The organism is Novosphingobium resinovorum, from assembly GCF_036352595.1.
Classification (GTDB): Bacteria; Pseudomonadota; Alphaproteobacteria; order Sphingomonadales; family Sphingomonadaceae; genus Novosphingobium; species Novosphingobium resinovorum_B.
Genome location: NZ_JAZFAX010000001.1, coordinates 490,206 through 508,513, shown reverse-complemented (window position 1 = coordinate 508,513; position 18,308 = coordinate 490,206). Strand labels below are relative to the sequence as shown.

Genomic DNA, 18,308 nt, shown 5'->3' with positions numbered 1-18,308 from the left:
AGGGTTCGAGCGGGACGGAAAAACGTCGCTTGCTCAACTTCCTACTATCGAACTGCACCTGGAAGCATGGCGAGCTACGTGCCGACTACCAGCAACCATTTGATATGCTTGTCGAAACGATAGATGGAACCGACCCATCGCAGGGGGGTAGCGGTGTCGCCACCCCCGAAATTGAGAATTGGTCGGGGAGACAGGATTCGAACCTGCGACATCTTGCTCCCAAAGCAAGCGCGCTACCGGGCTGCGCCACTCCCCGACCTGGGGTTGTCGATGCTACTGCCTAGAACAGCAGCAGCCGGCGAATGGTGGGCCCGGCAGGATTCGAACCCGCGACCTAGCCGTTATGAGCGGCCAGCTCTAACCGCTGAGCTACAGGCCCCCGTGCCGGACCCGGCCCCATCGACGATGGCCGGATGCCAAGCCCGTTAGCTTGGTGCGAGGCATCAGGCAAGCGGCGTTCTATCCACGATGCACAGACTTCACGATCTCGCCGATACTGGTCGGCTTGATGCCGCGCCGGGCGAGGTGGGTGAAAAGCGCGCGCCACCAATCGTAGAGCGCGTCGAGGTCGGCCTCCTTGCGCACGTAAGGCGTGTGGCCGGTTGCCAGCGATGGGCTGTGGAAGGAGAAGACCAGCACCGGCAGTCCTTCGTCGATCGCGATGTCGACGCCGCGTAGCGCTTCCTCCGCAGTGATACCTTCCGGGGTCAGGGGGATACGTTCGAGCAGGCCTGCTCGGGCGAGCACGCCGCGGACGGAAGGCGCGCGCCACAAGTGTGGGTAGATCACATTGCCGACTTGCCGCAGCGGGCCCCAATATACCGTGGTTAGCGGCAGTTCGAGCAGGCGCCGATCGGTGTCGGCCCAATAGGGGTGGAGCGGGTGCTGGCGGTAATTGGGTCCGCCGGCGCCGCTGTAGTCGAAGCGCGCACGCACCGAGGTGTCCACCGCGATGCCACATTCAAGCAGGATTTCCGCCGTACGCGGGCCGAGGCCGTAGCGGCCGGCGCGATAGGACTGCGGTGCGGTGCCGAAGGCGCGCTCGATGCGGTCGCGCAGGGCATGCAGCTTGGCGCGTTCGAGTTCGAAGGGGAGGTTGCCGGCGTAGCTGTTGACCTCGTTCACCTCTTCCACGAACGGGGGGTTGACCCAGGGGTGCAACTGCACGCCGACTTCCGCCCTGCCTGCGTAGACCGCCTCACCGATCGCTTCGGGCGCGAGTGCCGAGTCCGCTACAGGCCAGTCGATCAGATAGGAGGGAACGACCCCGAACCCTTCGCAGAACTGCTGGAACTTGCGCAGCGCGGGTACCGTGACGATGCCGTGCTTGTCCCGGTCGAGCGGCGCCGACCAGTCGAACTCCTCTTCGGTATCGACGGTGACGATGAAACGTTGACCGAACCCCTCGCCGAAGGAGGCATAAGCCTGCCTGACGGGCGGCTCCAGGAGATTGGATCCTGGCAATGAATTTCCCTCTCAGGGTCGCATCCCAAAGGGTTACTGCTGCGAAAAGACTGCTGGACTGCTATTGCCTGAGCCGGTGTCGGTCAAGGCGGGCAGCGACAGGTGGAGTACCTTTGCGACGCGTCGCAGGGCGCCGCCGGCGGCGGCAGCTTCGGCGGCGGCGAGGCGCAGCGTGAAACCTATCCCGAACATCCCGGCGGCGAGTGACTGGCCACGTTCCCCGGCAACGGCCTCGAACAGCGAATCGGGATCGCGTTCGGCAAGTGCCGCGGGCAGGGTCACCGTCAGTTCGACGAAGCCGCCATGCAGGGCCCAGCCGAGGTCGAGTGTTTCACCGGGTGCGGTCGATCCCGCGAGTGCGGCGAACAGCCGCCAGACCAGACGCTCCACTTCGGCACGCGCGATGCGAACCGGCAGCGAGACGGCGGAGGGATCGGAAGCGAGGGCGAAGCCGCCGCCGCGCGGCTCGGTCCATGCGCGCAAGCGTACGACGGTCTGCGCCAGCACGCGGGCGAGGTCGCACTCGCCGTCCTCCAACGGCTGCGCGCCCGTTTCGAGCTTCGCCAGCCGATCGAGTTCCTCGAAGCCCGCGAGGATGTGCGCGCAATCCCCGGCGATGGCGGCGGCGAGAGCGCGGTATTCGTGCGGGGCTGGGCCATAGAGTTGCTGCTGGATGATCTCGGCGGCGACCTGGATGGCATTCGCCGGGGTGCGCAGTTCATGCAGCACTTCGCGCAGACGGTCGGCCTCGGCGTTTGCGGCGAAGCGGGCGGGAGGCGAGGTGCTGGCGCTGTCCGTGGGCGCGGCCTGGCGGCGCAGGCGTCCGCAATAGCCCGCGAAGCGGCCGTGCGTGAAGCGGGCTACCGCATCGATCTGCCAGATGCCGGTCACCGCCGGTGCTCCGTCGATCGCGAGGCGGGCACCGCGCAGCGGCAGGCGCTGGCGCATGGCATGGGTGATCGCGATGTCGCTGGAAGGCGGCGTACCGTCCGTCATCGGCAGATCGGCCGCCAGGGCAAGCCCCACGACCGACGGTGCGTGAGGACCGTCCGCCCAGTCGATGCGGCCCTCGATCCCTGTGGTGAAGTCGATCGCGGTGGCGAGCCTGTGTGCCGTCGCCGCAGCGTCGCCCAGCGGCAGCCGAGGCGAATCGGTACGCGGGTCGAACGGGTGCGCCGCCGCCGCGCGGGCCTTGCGGAATTCCTCGATGCGCCGGACGATGGCGCCGATGCCGGCCTCGCGCGGGGGCGCGGGGTCTGCGGCAACCTTTTGCTGCAAGTCCTTGTGCTGCTGTGCCGCGCGAGCCCGGGCCCAATCGCTCAGCGACGTGGGCGGCGGCGGATTTTCCGCCATGTCGAGCAGATCGAGCACGTCCTCCGAGATGTCCTGATCTATGGCGAGGTCGCCGGTCGGACGTCGGAAGCGGGCTTGCGGAACTTCGGGGATGGGATCCTCGGGAAGCGGTTCGGGGGGCTGGGACGCGAAGGATTGTGGTTCGGCGACCGGGAGCGCCGGTCCGGCTGGAAGCCCGCGATCATGGACGCCGAGCCGCTCCATTAGCCCTTCGACCGCAGGTGACAAGTCCTTGCGATGGCGCAGGATGCCCCGTGCGCGTACGGGCAGGCTGGGGATCAGGTCCAGCCATGCCGCGTCGTCGAGCCGCGCGGCGGCGATCGCGGCGCAGGCGACGTCGGGCTCGGCCTCGACCAGCCAGGCGAGCAGCCGGGAATTGCCCATCGGCTGCAGGGGCTGGCGCAGCAGCCGGGCGCGATCGGCGGCAGGGAGTTCGTTCCCGAGTTCGCCGAGGCGACGGAAGGCGGCCTCGACCGTCTCGCTCCTCTCCGACGAATCAGGCGTGCGGCCGAGGATATCGACGAGTTGCCTGAACTGAATCCGCGCAATGCCGTCCCCGGAGGGCGGCAGGCGCAGGACAGTGGCAAGGCGGTCGTCGAAATGCATTCCATCTCCAGGCGCGGACTTTTCCGCACCTCAAAGCGTCGTGGCGGGGGCGCCGGACAAGCTGGCCGACACACCCCTATGGCCCGATGATCTTTACCATAAGGAAAACAACGGATCGCTTTTCCTAGCAAGGCCTGCGGATAGCGAAAGAGTGCAGTTTCGGACGTTGCAAAGCGGGACGATTACGCTAAGGCATAATATTATTACGGCACGCTGGCGTTTTCGATGTGGATGTTGCAACACGGGGATGCGAGAGGACGCCTGTCCAAGGAATAGTGAATGATCAATCTCGATGAAATCGACCGTCGGCTGCTGGCGGAGCTGCAGGCGGAAGGACGGATCACCAACGTCGAACTCGCGCAGCGCGTCGGGCTGACCGCGCCGCCGTGCCTGCGCCGCGTGCGCAGCCTCGAGGAAGCGGGCGTGATCCAGGGCTATCACGCCGATCTGGATGCATCGAAGCTGGGTTTCACGATCACCGTCTTCGCGCTCGTCAGCCTCAAGAGCCAGGCCGAGGAGTCGCTGCGCGCCTTCGAGGACCACATGAAGGGCCTGCCCGAAGTACGCGAGTGCCACATGCTCAATGGCGAGATCGACTTCATCCTGAAGATCGTCAGCCGCGACTTGCAGAGCTTCCAGGAATTCCTCACCAGCAAGCTGACGCCCGCGCCCAACGTGGACAGCGTCAAGACCTCGCTGACGATCCGCACCGCCAAGAGCACTCCGGGCGTCCCGCTGGGCTGAGTCTGGCGGCATGATGAGACGATCGAGGCGCACGCCGCTGTTGCTGCTGGCGGTGGCGGTGCTGGTGGCGGCGAATGTCTGGTGGTTTTTCCTGCGTGCTCCGGCACCGCGCGAGCCGGATTTCGAACTCGGGGCTTGGGGCGGCGAGAGCATACCGGTTTCTTCCGAATTGCTGGCAGCTTCGCCTTCGTTCGATTCCGCACATCATCGTTGGACGCTGAACGGCCGCGCCGTGAACGATTTGCGCCCGCTGCTCCGCAGCACTGGCGAGCAGACCGATACGGCAGAAGTTGTCGACTATCTTCCGGTTCGTCTCTCCGACGATTTCGGGGCAACGCAGATGCGTCTGGCGTTGCTGACGCTTGTGCGCAAGCGAATCTGCCATGTGGCGCTCATAGATGCGGGTGCAGAAAAAGCCCCGGTCCACCGGATCGTTTCGGTTCGCGATGGGCAAGGACAACTGCATTCCTGCAAGCCGTGACGCCGTCATCCCGGTTTATGCGGACGCCACCGCAAGGTCGCGACAGTTCGGCGTCACGGTGGCCGATCGTGCAGATTGCCTCAGAAGATCCCAGGGTGACGAAGAGGGCTATAGCCCCGCCGCAGCTTCCAGCGCCAGCATATAGCTCTCCGCGCCGAACCCGGCGATGGTGCCTTTGGCGGCCATGCCGACCCAGGACGTGTGACGGAATTCCTCGCGGGTGTGCGGGTTGGAGAGGTGGACCTCGATCACCGGCGCGGTGATCGCGCGGATCGCGTCGAGCAGCGCCACCGAGGTGTGGGTATAGGCTCCGGCGTTGAGCAGCACGGCATGGGCGCCAGCATCCTCGGCCTCGTGCAGCCAGTCGACGAGGTCGCCTTCGTGGTTGGACTGGAACAGCAACACCGACAGGCCCAGTGCCTGGCCGCGTTCCTCCAGCATCGCGCCGATGTCTTCCAGCGTCTGCGATCCGTAGATCGCCGGTTCGCGCTTGCCCAACCGGTTGAGATTGGGGCCGTTGAGCACGTAGACCAGCTTGTCCGCCATATTCCTCGAGAACTCCGCAACTTTGCGACGACCTTTAGCGGGCCGCGCGCCGTGCGCAAGCGAGGCTGGCAAGAGACGCGGGGCGGTTACTGCGGTACAGGCACCGGATGGGGCGGCGCGGGCTCCGCAAAGGGCGGGGGCGGCGGCGATCCACCGTAAGGTGCGGGGATCGGCGCGGATGCAGCCGGTGCGGCCATGACCGGGTCGGGGCGATCGTCGCCGACCGGCCGCGTGTGATCCTCGGCTTCCTTGTCCTTCTTCTTGTCCTGGTCGGCGGCGGGCTCGTCGCCTCCGTAGAATCGGGCGAGGGCTTCTTCGCGCTGGGCCTTGGCCTCCGCCCGCGCCTGTTCCGCCTGAACTGCAGCCGTGTCTTCGGTCGGCACGGGTTGCGGAGCGGTTCCACTGCCGCAACCCGCAAGGGCCAGCGCCGGAAGGACGGCGGCCAGAACGGCCAGGCGACGGTTCGGAAAGGTGCGGACGGTCATGGGCGCAGCCTAGCGCGAAAGGGTTAGCGTTTCGCTTACCGGTCTGAGCCTTTGGTTTTGCCCCACTGGCGCATCGCCGAATAGCCGAGGTAGCCGGTGCCGAACAAGGCGTAGAGCGGCTCGGGTATCCCCGCGAGGTAGTCGTTCATGCCGGTGCCGATCGACTTGGCGAGGCCGGGGTTGAAGGCCGCGATCAAGCCCATCGGCAGGGCCCACAGGACGATGACGTACATGACGTAAAGGAAGCTGGGCCGTGCGCGGCTGGTCCAGGGATCGCTGCTGTTCGCCTCGGCGACGATCGCCGAGAGGCTGGCCTGCAGCATTTCGAGTTCCTGCGAATTTTCCATCTTGAGCAGTTCGAGCTTGGCACGGTCGCGCGCTTCGGGGTCGGGAACGACCTTGTCGATGATCCGGGTAACGGGGCCGAGCAGCGAATCGAGGAGGGCCATGATGCGAGTCCTTTGAATGAGAGGAATCTGCAAAAAATGACCATATGGGTTCGTGTAGGAAAGTATTTTCGCTATTCGGCTATATGCCAAACCCGCCCGAGCTATCACGAAATGACCGCTTCCCAAGTCTTGATCGCGTGTTACATTCGGGACGAAAACAAAAGAGAGAGGACTGCCAATGGAGCGCAAGTTGTATGAAACGGCGACGTTCAAGATTCTCGTGGTAGCTGCGGCCTTCGCCGTTCTTTATGCGCCGGTCCGCCAGTGGCTCCTGGCTTCGGTCGGTTTCTAGTCGGGTTTTACGAAATCGCCGTCTGTCGCATGATCAGGGAGACGGCGTTTTTCTTGAGCGCAGGAAAGGCCGGCGGCGTCAGCGTCGCCGTGCCGGTTGACACATGGCGCCGGCTTGATCCGCCAGTTCGAAGTCGCCGCTGCGTAGCGCGACTTTCCTGGCGTCCGCGCATTTCCCGTCGGCGACCAGCCCGCCCACTTCTTCGCGCAGGCCCTGTTCTTGGCGAGCGGCCTCGCGCTCCTCGTTCTGTCGGCGCAGGCGCTCGACTTCCTGGAAGGAAGAGTAGCGCTGCTGCGCCGGGTTGTCGCTTCCGTCGCCGGGCCGCACACTGCAAGCCGAGACATTGCCCAGCAGGTAGCAAGTCGATGTCTGCGCCAATGCTGGCGAAGTCGCGAGGACCGCAAGGGCGATGGCGGTAACTGCTAGTGCGGGCTTCATATTTTCCCCCGACATGGTGAACCTGGGCACTGCTTCAGATGACCGTCCGGTCATGGCACGTCAAGAATGGCCCGCCGATCGAACACCGGAAGGGGGTGATGTATCATGATTTGTCATGACTGTCGGTGGCTACCTGATGGGCGCCGAAACGAAAAACGCCGTCTCCCGCATGAAGCAGGAGACGGCGTTTTTGATTGGTCGGGACGAGAGGATTCGAACCTCCGACCCCCACACCCCCAGTGTGATGCGCTACCAGGCTGCGCTACGTCCCGACCGGAGCGCGGCCTATAGGCAGGTCTTTTCGGATGCGCAAGCACCTCCGGCATAGTTTTTCATCGCGTTGTCCACTCGCTTGAACGAAGGCGTGCGCGCCCTATCTGGCCCAGACACAGTGGGGGAGGCGCGGGAAGCCCGCGTTGCCAGCGCTTCGCTTTATTGCTAACCGCCCGCATCCGCCTGCGCGCAGGCTGCGGATCATACCGTCATGCGCGTCAGGCCCGGTCGGCACACGATTCGCCGTCCGACACGCGACACGAGAAGGCCCATCATTTCCATGCAGACCTCGATCCTCGCCCAGCTTGCCGCAGCCGCCCCCGCCGGTGCGCCGCCGGCCTGGATGACTTACCTGCCGTTCGTGGCGATGGCCGCGATCTTCTGGTTCCTCATCCTGCGCCCGCAGATGAAGCAGCAGAAGGAGCAGAAGAACAAGCTCGCGGCGCTCAAGAAGGGTGACGAGGTGCTGACTGGTGGCGGCCTGATCGGCAAGATCGTCAAGGTCGATGACAACTATGCTGAAATCGAACTGGCGCAGGGCGTGAAGGTCAAGGCGCTCAAGTCCACGATCGTCGACGTGATCCCACCCGCAGGCTCGAAGCCCGCGAACGACTGAACCGACCGGACGCTCCTTTGGGAAAGCGATTAGGCGATGCTTGAATTCTCGATTTTCAAGAAGGTCTGGTACTGGGGGATAGCGGCGGTGCTCTGCCTGCTGTCCGTACCCACGCTGCTGACCTTCACCAATATCCACCTGCCTGCGGGCGTGCCCGCGCCCAAGGTCAACCTCGGCCTCGATCTTGCGGGCGGCTCGCGCCTGCTGCTGGAAGCCGACCGCAATCAGGTCGTCCAGCAGCGTCTGCAGGGCATGGAGGAATCGGTCCGCACCAAGCTGGGCGCGGCCGAGCCTGCCATCGGCATCGGCGACGTATCGAGCCGGGGCGGCCGTCTGACCTTCACCGTACGCGACACGTCGCAGGTGGACGCCGCGCGCGAGGCGCTGCTGCCGCTGACCAATGGCGCGGGCCTGACCGGCCAGCGTGACTGGGACATCTCGGTCGTCAACGGCAACCAGTTCGTGCTGGCCCCGACTTCGGCGGGGATTGACCTCGAAGTCAGCAACGCGATGGAAACCGCCGTCGAGGTCGTCCGCAAGCGTATTGACGCGCTGGGCACCAAGGAGCCCGACATCCGCCGTCTTGGCGGCACCCGCATCGACGTGCAGGTGCCCGGTCTGCAGGATCCGGCGGCGCTCAAGGCGCTGCTCGGCCAGACCGCCAAGCTCGAATTCAAGATGGTCGACGAGACCGCTTCGCCCGCCGATCTCGCCCAGGGCATCGCGCCTCCGGGCGACGAGATCGCGCCCTATGCTGAGGGCATGGCCGAAGGGCAGAGCCCGGTCATCGCGGTTAAGCGCCTCGGCGGCATCACCGGCGACCAGTTGACGAACGCCAAGCAGGGCTTCGACCAGCAGAACAACCGCGCGGTGGTGAACATCACCTTCAACCAGCAGGGCGGCGAGAAGTTCGCGGCGCTGACCAGCGCCAACGTCGGCAAGCGCTTCGCCATCATTCTCGACGGCAAGGTGCTCTCGGCGCCTTCGATTAACGAGGCGATCCTGGGCGGCAGCGCGCAGATTTCGGGCAGCTTCACCACCAAGTCGGCCACCCAACTGGCGATCGCGCTGCGTTCGGGCGCACTGCCTGTGGACCTCAAGGTCGTCGAGGAACGCACCGTCGGTCCCGATCTCGGCGCCGAGGCGATCCACAAGGGCGCCGTCGCGATGGGCGTCGGCACGCTGGCGCTCGTGCTCTTCATCATCCTGACTTACGGCCGCTTCGGCATCTATGCCTGCATCTGCGCCCTTGCGATCAACATCCTGATGATTCTGGGCGTGATGGCGGTGTTCGGCACCACGCTGACGCTGCCGGGCATCGCCGGCTTCGTGCTGACGCTGGGCGCGGCGGTGGACGCCAACGTGCTCATCAACGAACGCATCCGCGAGGAACGGTCCAAGGGCCGCCGCGTGGTGCAGTCGGTGGAACTGGGCTACAAGGAAGCGAGCCGCGCCATCTTCGACGCCAACATCACCAACTCGATCGCGGCGCTGCTGATGTTCGCGTTCGGCTCGGGTCCGGTGCGCGGCTTCGCGGTCGTGCTGATGATCGGTATCGTCACCTCGGTGTTCACTGCCGTGACCCTGACCCGCATGTGGGTTGCCGGATGGCTGCGCAAGGCGCGCCCTTCGGACCTCAACCTGTAAGCGCGGAGAGAGACAATGAAGCTCCTCAAGCTCATTCCCGACAACACCAACATCCACTTCCTCAAGTGGCAGTGGCCGTTCTTCATCAGCAACATCGTGCTGATGGTCGCCTCGGTGGTGCTGCTGTTCACCCACGGGTTGAATCTGGGCGTCGACTTCGTCGGCGGCCAGATGATCCGCGTGACCTTCGAGCGCAGCGCGGTCGCGCCGGTGGACGCGCTGACGAAGACCGTCGACAAGCTCGGCTACGGCGAGCCGGTGGTGCAGAACTTCGGCAAGCCCAACGAAGTCTCGCTGCGCATGCGCCTGCCCGAGGGCACCGAAGCGCAGCCGCAGTTGGCCGACGCGATGGCGCAGAAGATCACCACCACGGTCAAGCAGACGTTCCCGGATGCGCGCATCGACGGCGTCGATTCGGTCTCGGGCAAGGTCTCGGGCGAACTGCTCAAGACCGGCGTGCTGGCGCTGAGCCTGGCGATGCTGTGCATCTCGATCTACATCTGGGTGCGCTTCGAGTGGCAGTTCGCCGCAGGGGCCCTGTTCGCGCTGATCCAGGACATTCTGCTGACCGTGGGCATGTTCTCGCTGACGCAGATGGAGTTCGACCTCAACATCGTCGCCGCCCTGCTGACGCTGCTGGGCTACTCGCTGAACGACAAGATCGTGGTCTACGACCGCATCCGCGAGAACCTCAAGAAGCACCGCCGCATGCCGATGGCCGAACTGCTCGACCTGTCGGTGAACGAGACGTTGTCGCGCACGGTCGTGACCTCGCTGTCGATCCTGATCATGCTGGTGGCGCTGCTGCTGCTGGGTCCGGACGTGATCTTCGGCTTCACCGCCGCGATCACGCTGGGCATCTTCATCGGTACGTACAGCTCGATCTTCATGTCCGCGCCGATCCTGATCTGGCTGGGCGTGAAGTCGGACAGCTTCGTGCAGACCGAATCGGCGATCGACCGTCAGGAGCGTCTGGCTCGCGAGCGTGGCCAACCGCAGCCCTGATCTTCCTCGGCGGCTAAAGAAAAAGGCCCGTCCCGCGCGATGCCGGGCGGGCCTTTTCGCTGGCGCGCGCTATAGCGGCTCAGGTTTGGAGAATACGATGAGCAATCCGTCGAAGGCGTGGGATGCGCCGCAAGTGCGCAAATGGCTGGAGCGCCGGTTCGAAGCGGCGAAACTCGACCAGGCGGACGCCGACAGGCGCGGCTACGAGGCGCAGGACGACTACGACAAGGCGGCGGCCGAGGAATGGGTCTGTCGGACGCTGAAGTCGGCGGACTGCGTGGACGATCAGACCGCCTTCGCCGCGCGGATCAAGGAACTGATCGCTGAGGACGAATACCGGGTGACGGGCGTTTACGACGATGCGCGCTTCCAGCGGAACGTCCGCGGCCAGCTACGCAAGCTGGCCAAGATGACCAAGGCGAACGAAGGGTTTGAAAAGACGCTGCGGTATCAGTGAGCGCGGCGCGGAGGGCGATCAGGCTTTCGTCAGCACCTTGCCCACGCTTACGAACTCCGCGACCGACAGCGTTTCGGCCCGGCGCTGGGCGTCGATGCCGAGGGTTTCCAGCGCATCCAGTGCGCCGGGTACGCCCTTGAGGCTCTGGCGCAGCATCTTGCGGCGCTGGCCGAAGGCTCCCTCGGTCACGCGCTCCAGCACGCGCATGGAAACGCCCTCGGGGGCTTCGCCGGGCACGACGTGGACGATCGCCGACATGACCTTGGGCGGCGGGGTGAAGGCGCTGCGATGCACCTTCATGGCCAGCTTCGCCTTCGAGCGCCACTGCGCCAGCACCGCAAGGCGGCCATAGGCGGAAGTATCCGGCTCGGCCACGATACGGCGGGCGACTTCCTCCTGGAACATCAGCGTCAGCGAGGCCCACTGCGGCGGCCATGCCTCTCCCGATAGCCAGCCGGTGAACAACGCCGTGCCGACGTTGTAGGGCAGGTTGGAGAGGATGTGATACTCGCCCGCGAACAGTGTCTTCGGATCGATCTTGAGTGCATCGCCCTCGATGACCTTGAGCTTGCCGGGGAACGCCTCGGCCAGTTCGGCGAGGGCGGGGAGGCAGCGGCGGTCCATCTCGATCGCGGTGACGTTGGCGCCCGCACGCAGCAGGGCGCGGGTCAGGCCGCCGGGGCCGGGGCCGACTTCGAGCACGTCCTTGCCGTCCAGCGATCCGGGGATCGCGGCGATGCGGTCCAGCAACTGCTCATCGAACAGGAAGTTCTGGCCGAGCGCCTTGGAGGCCGAGAGGCCGTGGCGGGCGATGACTTCGCGTAGAGGGGGGAGGGTGGTCATCCGGAAACGCTTTTCCACCTCAAAACACCGCTTATGCTGAGCTTGTCGAAGCATGCAGTCGACGTAGCGCGCCGCTCGGGTGCTTCGACAAGCTCAGCATGAGCGGGGACGCGAGGATGATGGAGGCTGATCATGCGGCCCTCCGAGCGGCGCATTCGCCCGCCATGCGGATCGCGGCGATCATCGCGCCCGCGCTCGCCAAGCCCTTGCCGGCAATGGCGAAAGCCGTTCCGTGATCGGGCGAGGTGCGCACGATCGGCAGGCCGAGCGTCACGTTCACGCCCTGATCGAAGTCGAGCGTCTTGATCGGGATCAGCGCCTGGTCGTGGTACATGCACAGCGCCACATCGTAGCTTTCGCGCGCATGGGCGGCGAAGAGGGCGTCGGCGGGATGCGGGCCGGTGACGGCTAGCCCCTCGGCCTGCAGGGCGGTGATGGCGGGGACGATGACGTCGCGGTCCTCGGTGCCCATGCGGCCGTCCTCGCCCGCGTGGGGGTTGAGGCCGGTGATCGCGATGCGCGCCGATGGCAGGCCGAAATCGCGGGCGAGGGCGCGGGCGACGATGCGGGCCTTGCTCTCGATGAGGTCGCGAGTGACGAGGCCGGGCACGGCCGCCAGCGCCTCGTGGACGGTCAGCGGTACGGTGCGCAAGGACGGTCCGGCGAGCATCATCACGGCCGCTTCGTGCGGTAACCCACAGGAATCCGCGAGAAATTCGGTCTGGCCGGGCTGGGCGAAGCCGACTTGTGCCAGCTTCGACTTGGCGATCGGGCCGGTGACGACCGCGGCTGCCTCTCCGGACAGGGCGAGGGCCGTGGCGCGGGTCAGCGAATGGAGGGCGAGCCGGGCGCCTTCGACGGTGGGTTCACCGAAGGACGGGGCGCAATCCTCGTCTCCCAGCACGGGCAGAGCGGCACCGAAGGTGTACCTAACGGCACCTAGCGTGGGTACAACTGCCACCGGCAGGTCGATCCCGCGCGTCGCCGCGGCCGCGCGCAGCACATTGGCGCCGCCGACGACGAAGAACGGCGCGAGGCCGTGGTCCTCGCGCCGCATCCAGCTTTCGACGATCACCTCGGGGGCGATCCCGGCGGGATCGCCCAGCGATATGGCCAGGGGACTCATAACCGGCGATGCCGTCATGTCCCGATCAGTTGTATTCGATGACGGCGTCGCGGCGCAGGTCGCGCAGGTAGGTCTGCGCGCGCTTGTTGACGCGGTCGTCCTCGATCTGGGCCTGGAGCTGTTCGAAGCTCGGGCCGCTGTCGGCCTGCGGGTCGTCGCGGCCGCAGAGCATCAGGATGCGCACGCCGTCCTCCAGCGAGCCGAACGGCGGCAGCGTCTCGCCGGGCGAGAGTTCGAGGATGGAGTTCTGGATCTGCGCCGGCAGGTCGCGCGCCTTGACCTGGTCGTTGGTGACGACCTGCGCGCCCACGCCCTTGGCGACGCCATCGACGTCGCCGCAGCCCTTGGCGGCCTTCATCGCGTTCTGGAACGCCTCGGCGCGCTTGCCGGCCTCGGCCTCGGACACGCCCTTGGGGAAGGGCAGTGAGATCTGCTTGAGCGAAAGCACCGCGTCGCGCGGGTCGGCGGTGAGCACCTTGCGCTTGTCGATCAGGTAGAGGATGTCGAAGCCGCCGGGCACCTCGATCGGGCCGACGAGCTGGCCGGATTCCATATCCCGCGCGGCCGCCTGAAGCTCGGTCGGCAACTGGGCGAGGCGCACCCAGCCCAGGTCGCCGCCGACCGAGGCGGTGCTGGCCTGCGAATACTGGCGCGCATAGGCGACGAAGCTGCCGCCCTGCTTGAGTTGCTGCATGACCTGCGTGGCGTTCTGGTACACCTGGTCACGCGATTCCGGGGTTGCGGCGAGGTAGATCTCGCCCAGCCGGTATTCATCGGTGCCCTTGGCGGCCTTGAGGCGGGCCAGCACGTCGTTCACCTCGTCGTCGGAGACGTTGATGAAGGGCTGCACGTTGCGCTGCAGCAGGCGCTGCCACGACAGTTCGCCCCGGATCTGGCGCTTGAGCGAGTCCGCCGAAGAGCCGACCCGCTTGAGGTAGGCGTCCATCGCGGCGGTGTTCTGGCCGAAGTTCTGCTGCGCCACGCGGGCGTAGGACTGGTTGATCTCGGCATCGTCGACGGCGACGTCGGCGGCCTTGGCTTCCTGGATCTGCAGCGTCTCGTCGATGAGGTTGCGCAGGATCTGCAGGCGCAGGCGCTTCATTTCCTCTTCGTCGATCTTGCCCTGGTTGGCCGCGACGATGAGAGCGAGGCGCTGGTCGACGTCGGTGCCGGTGATGACATCGCCGTTCACCACCGCGGTGGCGCGGCGCATGTTGGGATTGTCGTTGCCGAAGATCTTCACGTCGTCGGGGATGACGATCTCACCTTGCTGGGCCGACTGGGCGTGAGCGCCCAGCGCCGCCGCCATCGCGGCGAGGCCGCCGACACAGAGGAACGCGCGCTTCAGGAACTTGCCGTTAACTGCTTGCACCGTGATATCAATCCCGTCTTCGATCGGCCCTGCGGCCGGATCATCATCGGCAGGAACCCCGTCTCCAAGGTCGCCTGCCGTATACTACGTCGCACCTGCCCCGCGGCGGCTTAACTGAAAATGAGCACACCCGATAGCGGCTTTGCTGCGTAGTGCCAATGTTTCCCCCGCATGTCGCAGGCGTCGATGCGCGGGCCATGCCGGGCACCGACCTGTGCCAGGTCCGTCAGTGGTTGCCGATATTCTTCAGCGTGAAGCTGAGCTGGAAGGAATCGCCCTTCTTGACGTCGCCGAGCGTCTCGTAGTCACGCCGCCAGGTGAGCGCGAGCTGCATGCAGTCATCCTCGTAGGCGGCGCCGAAGCGCGTGCGCAGGGGCTGGAACCCGTTCGAGCCGTTCTCGGGATCCTCGGAGCGGTCGGTCATGTTGATGACCGCCGAGCCGAACAGCGACCAGTACCTGGCGAAGGCGATGCGGCCGGCGGCACGCAGTTCCTCGCGGTCCTGGAGATCCTCGATGTCCTGCGAGATGTCGCGGTTGAGCTTGGTGTAGCCCAGTTCGAGGTAGCTGCTGGTATTGCCGATCACCGCGTCGAATTCGTTGCGGCGCACCGCCAGCGAATCCTTGTCGACGCGGAAGCGGTGGATAAAGTTCAGGAAATCGCGGTAGCGCACTTCGGTGCGGCCGACGATGTCGGAGGTCTTGTTCGACAGGCCGGTGCCGTCGGGCAGCACGTTCTGGGAACCGGTGGCGAGACGGACCGACTGGCCAACCGTGGTCTTGATCCGCCAGCGCGAGCGTTCGAACTGCCAGTCGAGCCCATACGTGAAGCGCACCCCGTCCTCGATCCGGTCGTAGCCGGGGAAGCGGTTGAGCGCGAAGAGGTTGCCGGTGTCGAGATCGACCGCGCGCGAATCCTCGTCCGGGATGTCGATGTTGCGGGTCTTGGGCGTGGCGACCAGCTGGAAGCGCGGGGTCAGCACCTGGGTGCCGCCGAAGACCTGCCCGATCAGCGGCCACTTCACGTCGACCGCCGCCGTCGCGACGGCGCGCCCCTGCCAGCCGGACAGGCCGCGATAGAGGTCGGTGGTGGTCAGCTCGTTCTGGTCGGAATGGTAGATGTCGCCGCGCACGAGGCCGGTGAGCGTCACTTCCTGGCCCATGCCGGTCAGCTTGCGCAGTTCCCACTGGCCATAGGCGAAGGCGCGCTGGGTGTCCTGGCCGCTGCTGCGGGAGATGCCGAGGGTATTCAGTCGCAGCTCGAACTTGCCGCCCAGCACCGGATCGTCGATCCGGCGGCGGTAGTCGAGCACCGGCAGGGCGACCGGGATCTGCCCTTGCGTGCGGTCGGACACCATCGTCTGGGTCGCGTAGCCGGCCAGCGAGAAGTAGCTGTCCTGGTCGATGCGCTCCAGCTCCACCATCGAGCGAAGGCGGTCGTCGCGGCTGATGTCGTAGCGGCGCAGGAAGGTGCGGTCGGTGGCGCGGCGGATCGAGGCGGTCACGCTCCAGTTGTCGTCGAGCTGGAACTTGCCGTTGGCATAGATGTAGCCGCGAAAGGCGCGCTCGCCGGCGATCGTCACGTCCTGGCCGCCGGCGATCGGGATCTTGCTGCTCGAAGTGGCGTAGCCGGTGATCTGGAACGCGCCGATGTCGGTGAGCTGGCGGTACTGCGCGGTGGCCATCGGCGCCGCCCCGGTGAACACCGAAAGCGTGCCGGTGAGGTCGCGGTTCTCGGCGATCTTCCAGAAGTAGGACTGCGCGATCTCGAGGCCGTTGGACGGGCTCGACTTGATGTCGGGCATCAGGAAGCCGGAAACCGCCTTGCCGTCGGTGCTGACGGTGAGGCCGAACAGCGGCAGCTGCACCGCGCCGAACAGTTCGATTCGCGCGTCCGTGAAGCGCACGCGCTGCTGTTCCTCCGAATAGATCACCTTCTTGGCGACGATGCGCCAGGTCGGCTTCTTCGGGCAGCCGTCGTCGTCGGTGACGTCGCAGCCGGTATAGGCGGCGCGGTCGAGGATGACGTCGCCGTTGGCGATCCGCTGGCCCTTCAGGGCCGCCAGGCGTCCGCCCTCGCGCATGACGAGGAGCAGGTTCTCCATCATGCCGGTCTTGAGTTCGTCGGTCAGCTCGACCTGCCCGGTATAGAGCTGGTTGCCGTCCTGATCGACCATGCGGACGTTGCCGTTCGCGACGATCTTGCCGGTCTTGCGGTCCCAGTTGACGGTGTCGGCGCGGACCGACTGGACCTGGCCCTTCTCGTCGCGGCGCCGCAGGACGACGTTGCCGGTGGCGGTCACCACCTCGCTGTTCTGCTGGTACTGGACGTCGTCGGCCTCGAAGGCGACGGGCTGAGTCTCGTCGGTCGGTGTCGGAGGCGCGGCGGGCGCGCCCTCGATCGGCCCGGTGTCGACGGGGCGGGAGACGTCCTGCGCGAAGGCGGCATGGGACACGGGAAGCGCCGCGATTCCGAGGGCGAGCGCATGCAGCGAAAGCGGGCGCAAGCGGCGGAACGGGGCTTGCAGGGAGATCTGCACGGCTGGGAGCATGGGTTGCCTATCGCATCGGCTGTGCCTAACTGCAATCCAGTCATGCGGTGAAGCGCTCAAGTTCGACGTTTCATCGGGGAAATCCAGGAGAATTCATGAAGATCCAGTTCCTTGGCGCGGCGGATGAGTCGAATGCCGGCCTTATCGTGCGTCTCGTCAACCAGGATGCCGTGCCGGCCGACATCGAGGCGGTGCTGGCAGAAGGCGCCAAGCGGGGCCGTTTCACCGGCAAGGCGGGGCAGGTCTTCGAAGGCTTCGTGGAGCGTGGCGGCAAGGTTGTGCGCGTGGCGCTCGCCGGGCTCGGCGAGGCTTCGGCCAAGGACCGGAAGGGCGCGATCGAGAAGGCCGGCGCGGCCGTCGTCGCCAAGTACCTGACCAGCGGCGAGACCGCCCTGACGCTCGACGTCACCGGCGCGGGCCTCTCGGCCGAGGAAGCGGCGGGCGCGCTGACCGGCGCGGTGCTGCGTTCGTGGCGCCATGACGTCTACCGCACCAGGCTGGCCGCCGACGCGAAGCCCAGCCTGGCCGAAGTCACGCTGGTCGGCGCGCCGGAAGGCACCGAGGCGGTGTGGGCCATCGAACAGGCGATTGCCGAGGGCGTCTCCTTCACCCGCGAACTCGTTACCGAGCCGGCGAACATCATCTATCCCGAAAGCTTCGTGGAGCGCTGCAAGGCGCGCATGGAAGGCTCGGGCCTGACCATCCGCGTGCTCGACGACAAGGAGATGGCGGCGCTCGGCATGGGCTCGCTGCTCGGCGTGGCGCAGGGCTCGGTTCGCCCCGCGCGCCTGCTCGTCATGGAGTGGCTCGGCGGTGAAGCGGGCGCCAAGCCCGTCGCCTTCGTCGGCAAGGGCGTGACGTTCGACACCGGCGGCATCTCGATCAAGCCGGCCGGCGGCATGGAGGACATGAAGTGGGACATGGGCGGCGCCGGTGCCGTTGCGGGCACGATGCTCGCGCTCGCACTGCGTAAGGCGAAGGCCAACGTCATCGGCGTGTGCGGCCTCGTCGAGAACATGCCCGACGGCAATGCCCAGCGCCCCGGCGACGTGGTCACCTCGATGTCGGGCCAGACCATCGAGGTCATCAACACCGACGCCGAAGGCCGCCTCGTCCTGTGCGACGCGCTGACCTGGGTGCAGCGCGAATATGCGCCCGCGCGGATCGTCGACCTCGCCACGCTGACCGGCGCGATCATCCTCAGCCTCGCGCATGAATATGCGGGGCTGTTCTCGAACAACGACGCGCTGGCCGCCGATCTCGCCGCGGCGGGCGACGCCTCGGGCGACCGCCTGTGGCGCATGCCGATGGGCCCGGCCTACGACAAGATGATCGACAGCCCGATCGCCGACATCAAGAACGTCGGCCCGCGCTTCGGCGGTTCGATCACGGCGGCGCAGTTCCTGCTGCGCTTCATCGAGAACGACACCCCCTGGGCGCACCTCGACATCGCCGGGACCGTGTGGACCGACAAGCCCGGCGCCACCTGGGACAAGGGCGCGACCGGTTTCGGCGTGCGCCTGCTCGACCGCTTCGTGCGCGACACGATCGAAGCCTGAG

Annotated in this window: 17 protein-coding genes and 3 tRNA genes; 7 read left to right on the top strand and 13 right to left on the bottom strand. The window is 66.2% G+C overall.

Features of this window, described 5'->3' with window-relative positions; genetic code table 11:
* Positions 1-179: 179 nt before the first annotated feature.
* From V2S85_RS02505 to V2S85_RS02490, 4 genes are all read right to left on the bottom strand, one after another.
* A tRNA-Pro gene (locus V2S85_RS02505) sits at positions 180-256 on the bottom strand.
* Positions 257-303: 47 nt separating this feature from the next.
* A tRNA-Ile gene (locus V2S85_RS02500) sits at positions 304-379 on the bottom strand.
* An 80-nt stretch (positions 380-459) separates the two neighbouring features.
* On the bottom strand, positions 460-1,464 hold the full coding sequence (locus tag V2S85_RS02495) for a polysaccharide deacetylase family protein (RefSeq protein ID WP_330701281.1): 1,005 nt from the start codon (positions 1,462-1,464) through the stop codon (positions 460-462).
* A gap of 33 nt (positions 1,465-1,497) precedes the next feature.
* Entirely contained in the window at positions 1,498-3,423 is a 1,926-nt protein-coding gene (locus V2S85_RS02490; RefSeq protein ID WP_330701280.1) for a sensor histidine kinase, read from the bottom strand.
* Between the two features lie 279 nt (positions 3,424-3,702).
* On the opposite strand from V2S85_RS02490, the gene V2S85_RS02485 reads away from it, so the two are divergent.
* Together V2S85_RS02485 and V2S85_RS02480 are read left to right on the top strand one after the other, a co-directional pair.
* Positions 3,703-4,167, top strand: a complete 465-nt coding sequence (locus V2S85_RS02485) for an Lrp/AsnC family transcriptional regulator (protein WP_103095788.1) — start codon at positions 3,703-3,705, stop codon at positions 4,165-4,167.
* Positions 4,168-4,207: 40 nt separating this feature from the next.
* Entirely contained in the window at positions 4,208-4,648 is a 441-nt protein-coding gene (locus V2S85_RS02480; RefSeq protein ID WP_330701279.1) for a hypothetical protein, read from the top strand.
* A 108-nt stretch (positions 4,649-4,756) separates the two neighbouring features.
* Here the strand turns inward: V2S85_RS02480 and aroQ are convergent, their stop codons facing one another.
* The 5 genes from aroQ to V2S85_RS02455 all read right to left on the bottom strand — a co-directional run bounded on the left by aroQ (position 4,757) and on the right by V2S85_RS02455 (position 7,130).
* A complete protein-coding gene (gene aroQ, locus V2S85_RS02475) occupies positions 4,757-5,194 on the bottom strand; it encodes a type II 3-dehydroquinate dehydratase (protein ID WP_330701278.1) in 438 nt (145 codons plus the stop codon).
* 86 nt (positions 5,195-5,280) lie between these two features.
* Complete coding sequence (locus V2S85_RS02470; protein WP_330701277.1) at positions 5,281-5,679, bottom strand: hypothetical protein; 399 nt, start codon at positions 5,677-5,679, stop codon at positions 5,281-5,283.
* 35 nt (positions 5,680-5,714) lie between these two features.
* Positions 5,715-6,128 carry a holin family protein gene (locus V2S85_RS02465; RefSeq protein ID WP_330701276.1) on the bottom strand — a complete coding sequence of 138 codons (414 nt, stop codon included), beginning with the start codon at positions 6,126-6,128 and terminating at the stop codon, positions 5,715-5,717.
* Between the two features lie 370 nt (positions 6,129-6,498).
* Positions 6,499-6,858 carry a hypothetical protein gene (locus V2S85_RS02460; protein WP_330701275.1) on the bottom strand — a complete coding sequence of 120 codons (360 nt, stop codon included), beginning with the start codon at positions 6,856-6,858 and terminating at the stop codon, positions 6,499-6,501.
* A 195-nt stretch (positions 6,859-7,053) separates the two neighbouring features.
* Positions 7,054-7,130 (bottom strand) — tRNA-Pro (locus V2S85_RS02455).
* Positions 7,131-7,411: 281 nt separating this feature from the next.
* On the opposite strand from V2S85_RS02455, the gene yajC reads away from it, so the two are divergent.
* The 4 genes from yajC (at position 7,412) to V2S85_RS02435 (ending at position 10,856) form a co-directional block, all read left to right on the top strand.
* Positions 7,412-7,747 (top strand): preprotein translocase subunit YajC, encoded by a 336-nt coding sequence (yajC, locus tag V2S85_RS02450; protein WP_008828382.1) that lies wholly within the window; start codon positions 7,412-7,414, stop codon positions 7,745-7,747.
* Between the two features lie 36 nt (positions 7,748-7,783).
* Entirely contained in the window at positions 7,784-9,394 is a 1,611-nt protein-coding gene (secD, locus tag V2S85_RS02445; protein WP_330701274.1) for a protein translocase subunit SecD, read from the top strand.
* A 15-nt stretch (positions 9,395-9,409) separates the two neighbouring features.
* Positions 9,410-10,399, top strand: coding sequence for a protein translocase subunit SecF (gene secF / locus V2S85_RS02440; protein WP_330701273.1), 990 nt, complete (start codon positions 9,410-9,412; stop codon positions 10,397-10,399).
* A 97-nt stretch (positions 10,400-10,496) separates the two neighbouring features.
* Positions 10,497-10,856, top strand: coding sequence for a hypothetical protein (locus V2S85_RS02435; protein WP_330701272.1), 360 nt, complete (start codon positions 10,497-10,499; stop codon positions 10,854-10,856).
* An 18-nt stretch (positions 10,857-10,874) separates the two neighbouring features.
* Here V2S85_RS02435 and rsmA read toward each other — a convergent pair whose 3' ends face one another.
* The 4 genes from rsmA to V2S85_RS02415 form a co-directional block, all read right to left on the bottom strand.
* Positions 10,875-11,699 (bottom strand): 16S rRNA (adenine(1518)-N(6)/adenine(1519)-N(6))-dimethyltransferase RsmA, encoded by an 825-nt coding sequence (gene rsmA / locus V2S85_RS02430; RefSeq protein ID WP_330701271.1) that lies wholly within the window; start codon positions 11,697-11,699, stop codon positions 10,875-10,877.
* 130 nt (positions 11,700-11,829) lie between these two features.
* Complete coding sequence (gene pdxA / locus V2S85_RS02425) at positions 11,830-12,825, bottom strand: 4-hydroxythreonine-4-phosphate dehydrogenase PdxA (protein ID WP_419198154.1); 996 nt, start codon at positions 12,823-12,825, stop codon at positions 11,830-11,832.
* Positions 12,826-12,850: 25 nt separating this feature from the next.
* Entirely contained in the window at positions 12,851-14,197 is a 1,347-nt protein-coding gene (locus tag V2S85_RS02420; RefSeq protein ID WP_330701269.1) for a peptidylprolyl isomerase, read from the bottom strand.
* Positions 14,198-14,423: 226 nt separating this feature from the next.
* Positions 14,424-16,748: an LPS-assembly protein LptD gene (locus V2S85_RS02415; protein ID WP_330701268.1), complete on the bottom strand. Its 2,325-nt coding sequence runs from the start codon at positions 16,746-16,748 to the stop codon at positions 14,424-14,426.
* 95 nt (positions 16,749-16,843) lie between these two features.
* Here V2S85_RS02415 and V2S85_RS02410 point away from each other — a divergent pair, with 95 nt between their 5' ends.
* On the top strand, positions 16,844-18,307 hold the full coding sequence (locus V2S85_RS02410) for a leucyl aminopeptidase (RefSeq protein ID WP_330701267.1): 1,464 nt from the start codon (positions 16,844-16,846) through the stop codon (positions 18,305-18,307).
* Position 18,308 lies beyond the last annotated feature (1 nt).

Bases quoted from the DNA above. Each gene is read 5' to 3' on its own strand.
- rsmA (WP_330701271.1), bottom strand. From the start codon at position 11,699: ATGACCACCCTCCCCCCTCTACGCGAAGTCATCGCCCGCCACGGCCTC.
- secF (WP_330701273.1), top strand. From the start codon at position 9,410: ATGAAGCTCCTCAAGCTCATTCCCGACAACACCAACATCCACTTCCTC.
- yajC (WP_008828382.1), top strand. From the start codon at position 7,412: ATGCAGACCTCGATCCTCGCCCAGCTTGCCGCAGCCGCCCCCGCCGGT.
- V2S85_RS02435 (WP_330701272.1), top strand. From the start codon at position 10,497: ATGAGCAATCCGTCGAAGGCGTGGGATGCGCCGCAAGTGCGCAAATGG.
- V2S85_RS02470 (WP_330701277.1), bottom strand. From the start codon at position 5,679: ATGACCGTCCGCACCTTTCCGAACCGTCGCCTGGCCGTTCTGGCCGCC.
- V2S85_RS02410 (WP_330701267.1), top strand. From the start codon at position 16,844: ATGAAGATCCAGTTCCTTGGCGCGGCGGATGAGTCGAATGCCGGCCTT.
- V2S85_RS02465 (WP_330701276.1), bottom strand. From the start codon at position 6,128: ATGGCCCTCCTCGATTCGCTGCTCGGCCCCGTTACCCGGATCATCGAC.
- aroQ (WP_330701278.1), bottom strand. From the start codon at position 5,194: ATGGCGGACAAGCTGGTCTACGTGCTCAACGGCCCCAATCTCAACCGG.
- secD (WP_330701274.1), top strand. From the start codon at position 7,784: ATGCTTGAATTCTCGATTTTCAAGAAGGTCTGGTACTGGGGGATAGCG.
- V2S85_RS02490 (WP_330701280.1), bottom strand. From the start codon at position 3,423: ATGCATTTCGACGACCGCCTTGCCACTGTCCTGCGCCTGCCGCCCTCC.
- V2S85_RS02415 (WP_330701268.1), bottom strand. From the start codon at position 16,748: ATGCTCCCAGCCGTGCAGATCTCCCTGCAAGCCCCGTTCCGCCGCTTG.
- pdxA (WP_419198154.1), bottom strand. From the start codon at position 12,825: ATGAGTCCCCTGGCCATATCGCTGGGCGATCCCGCCGGGATCGCCCCC.
- V2S85_RS02460 (WP_330701275.1), bottom strand. From the start codon at position 6,858: ATGAAGCCCGCACTAGCAGTTACCGCCATCGCCCTTGCGGTCCTCGCG.
- V2S85_RS02485 (WP_103095788.1), top strand. From the start codon at position 3,703: ATGATCAATCTCGATGAAATCGACCGTCGGCTGCTGGCGGAGCTGCAG.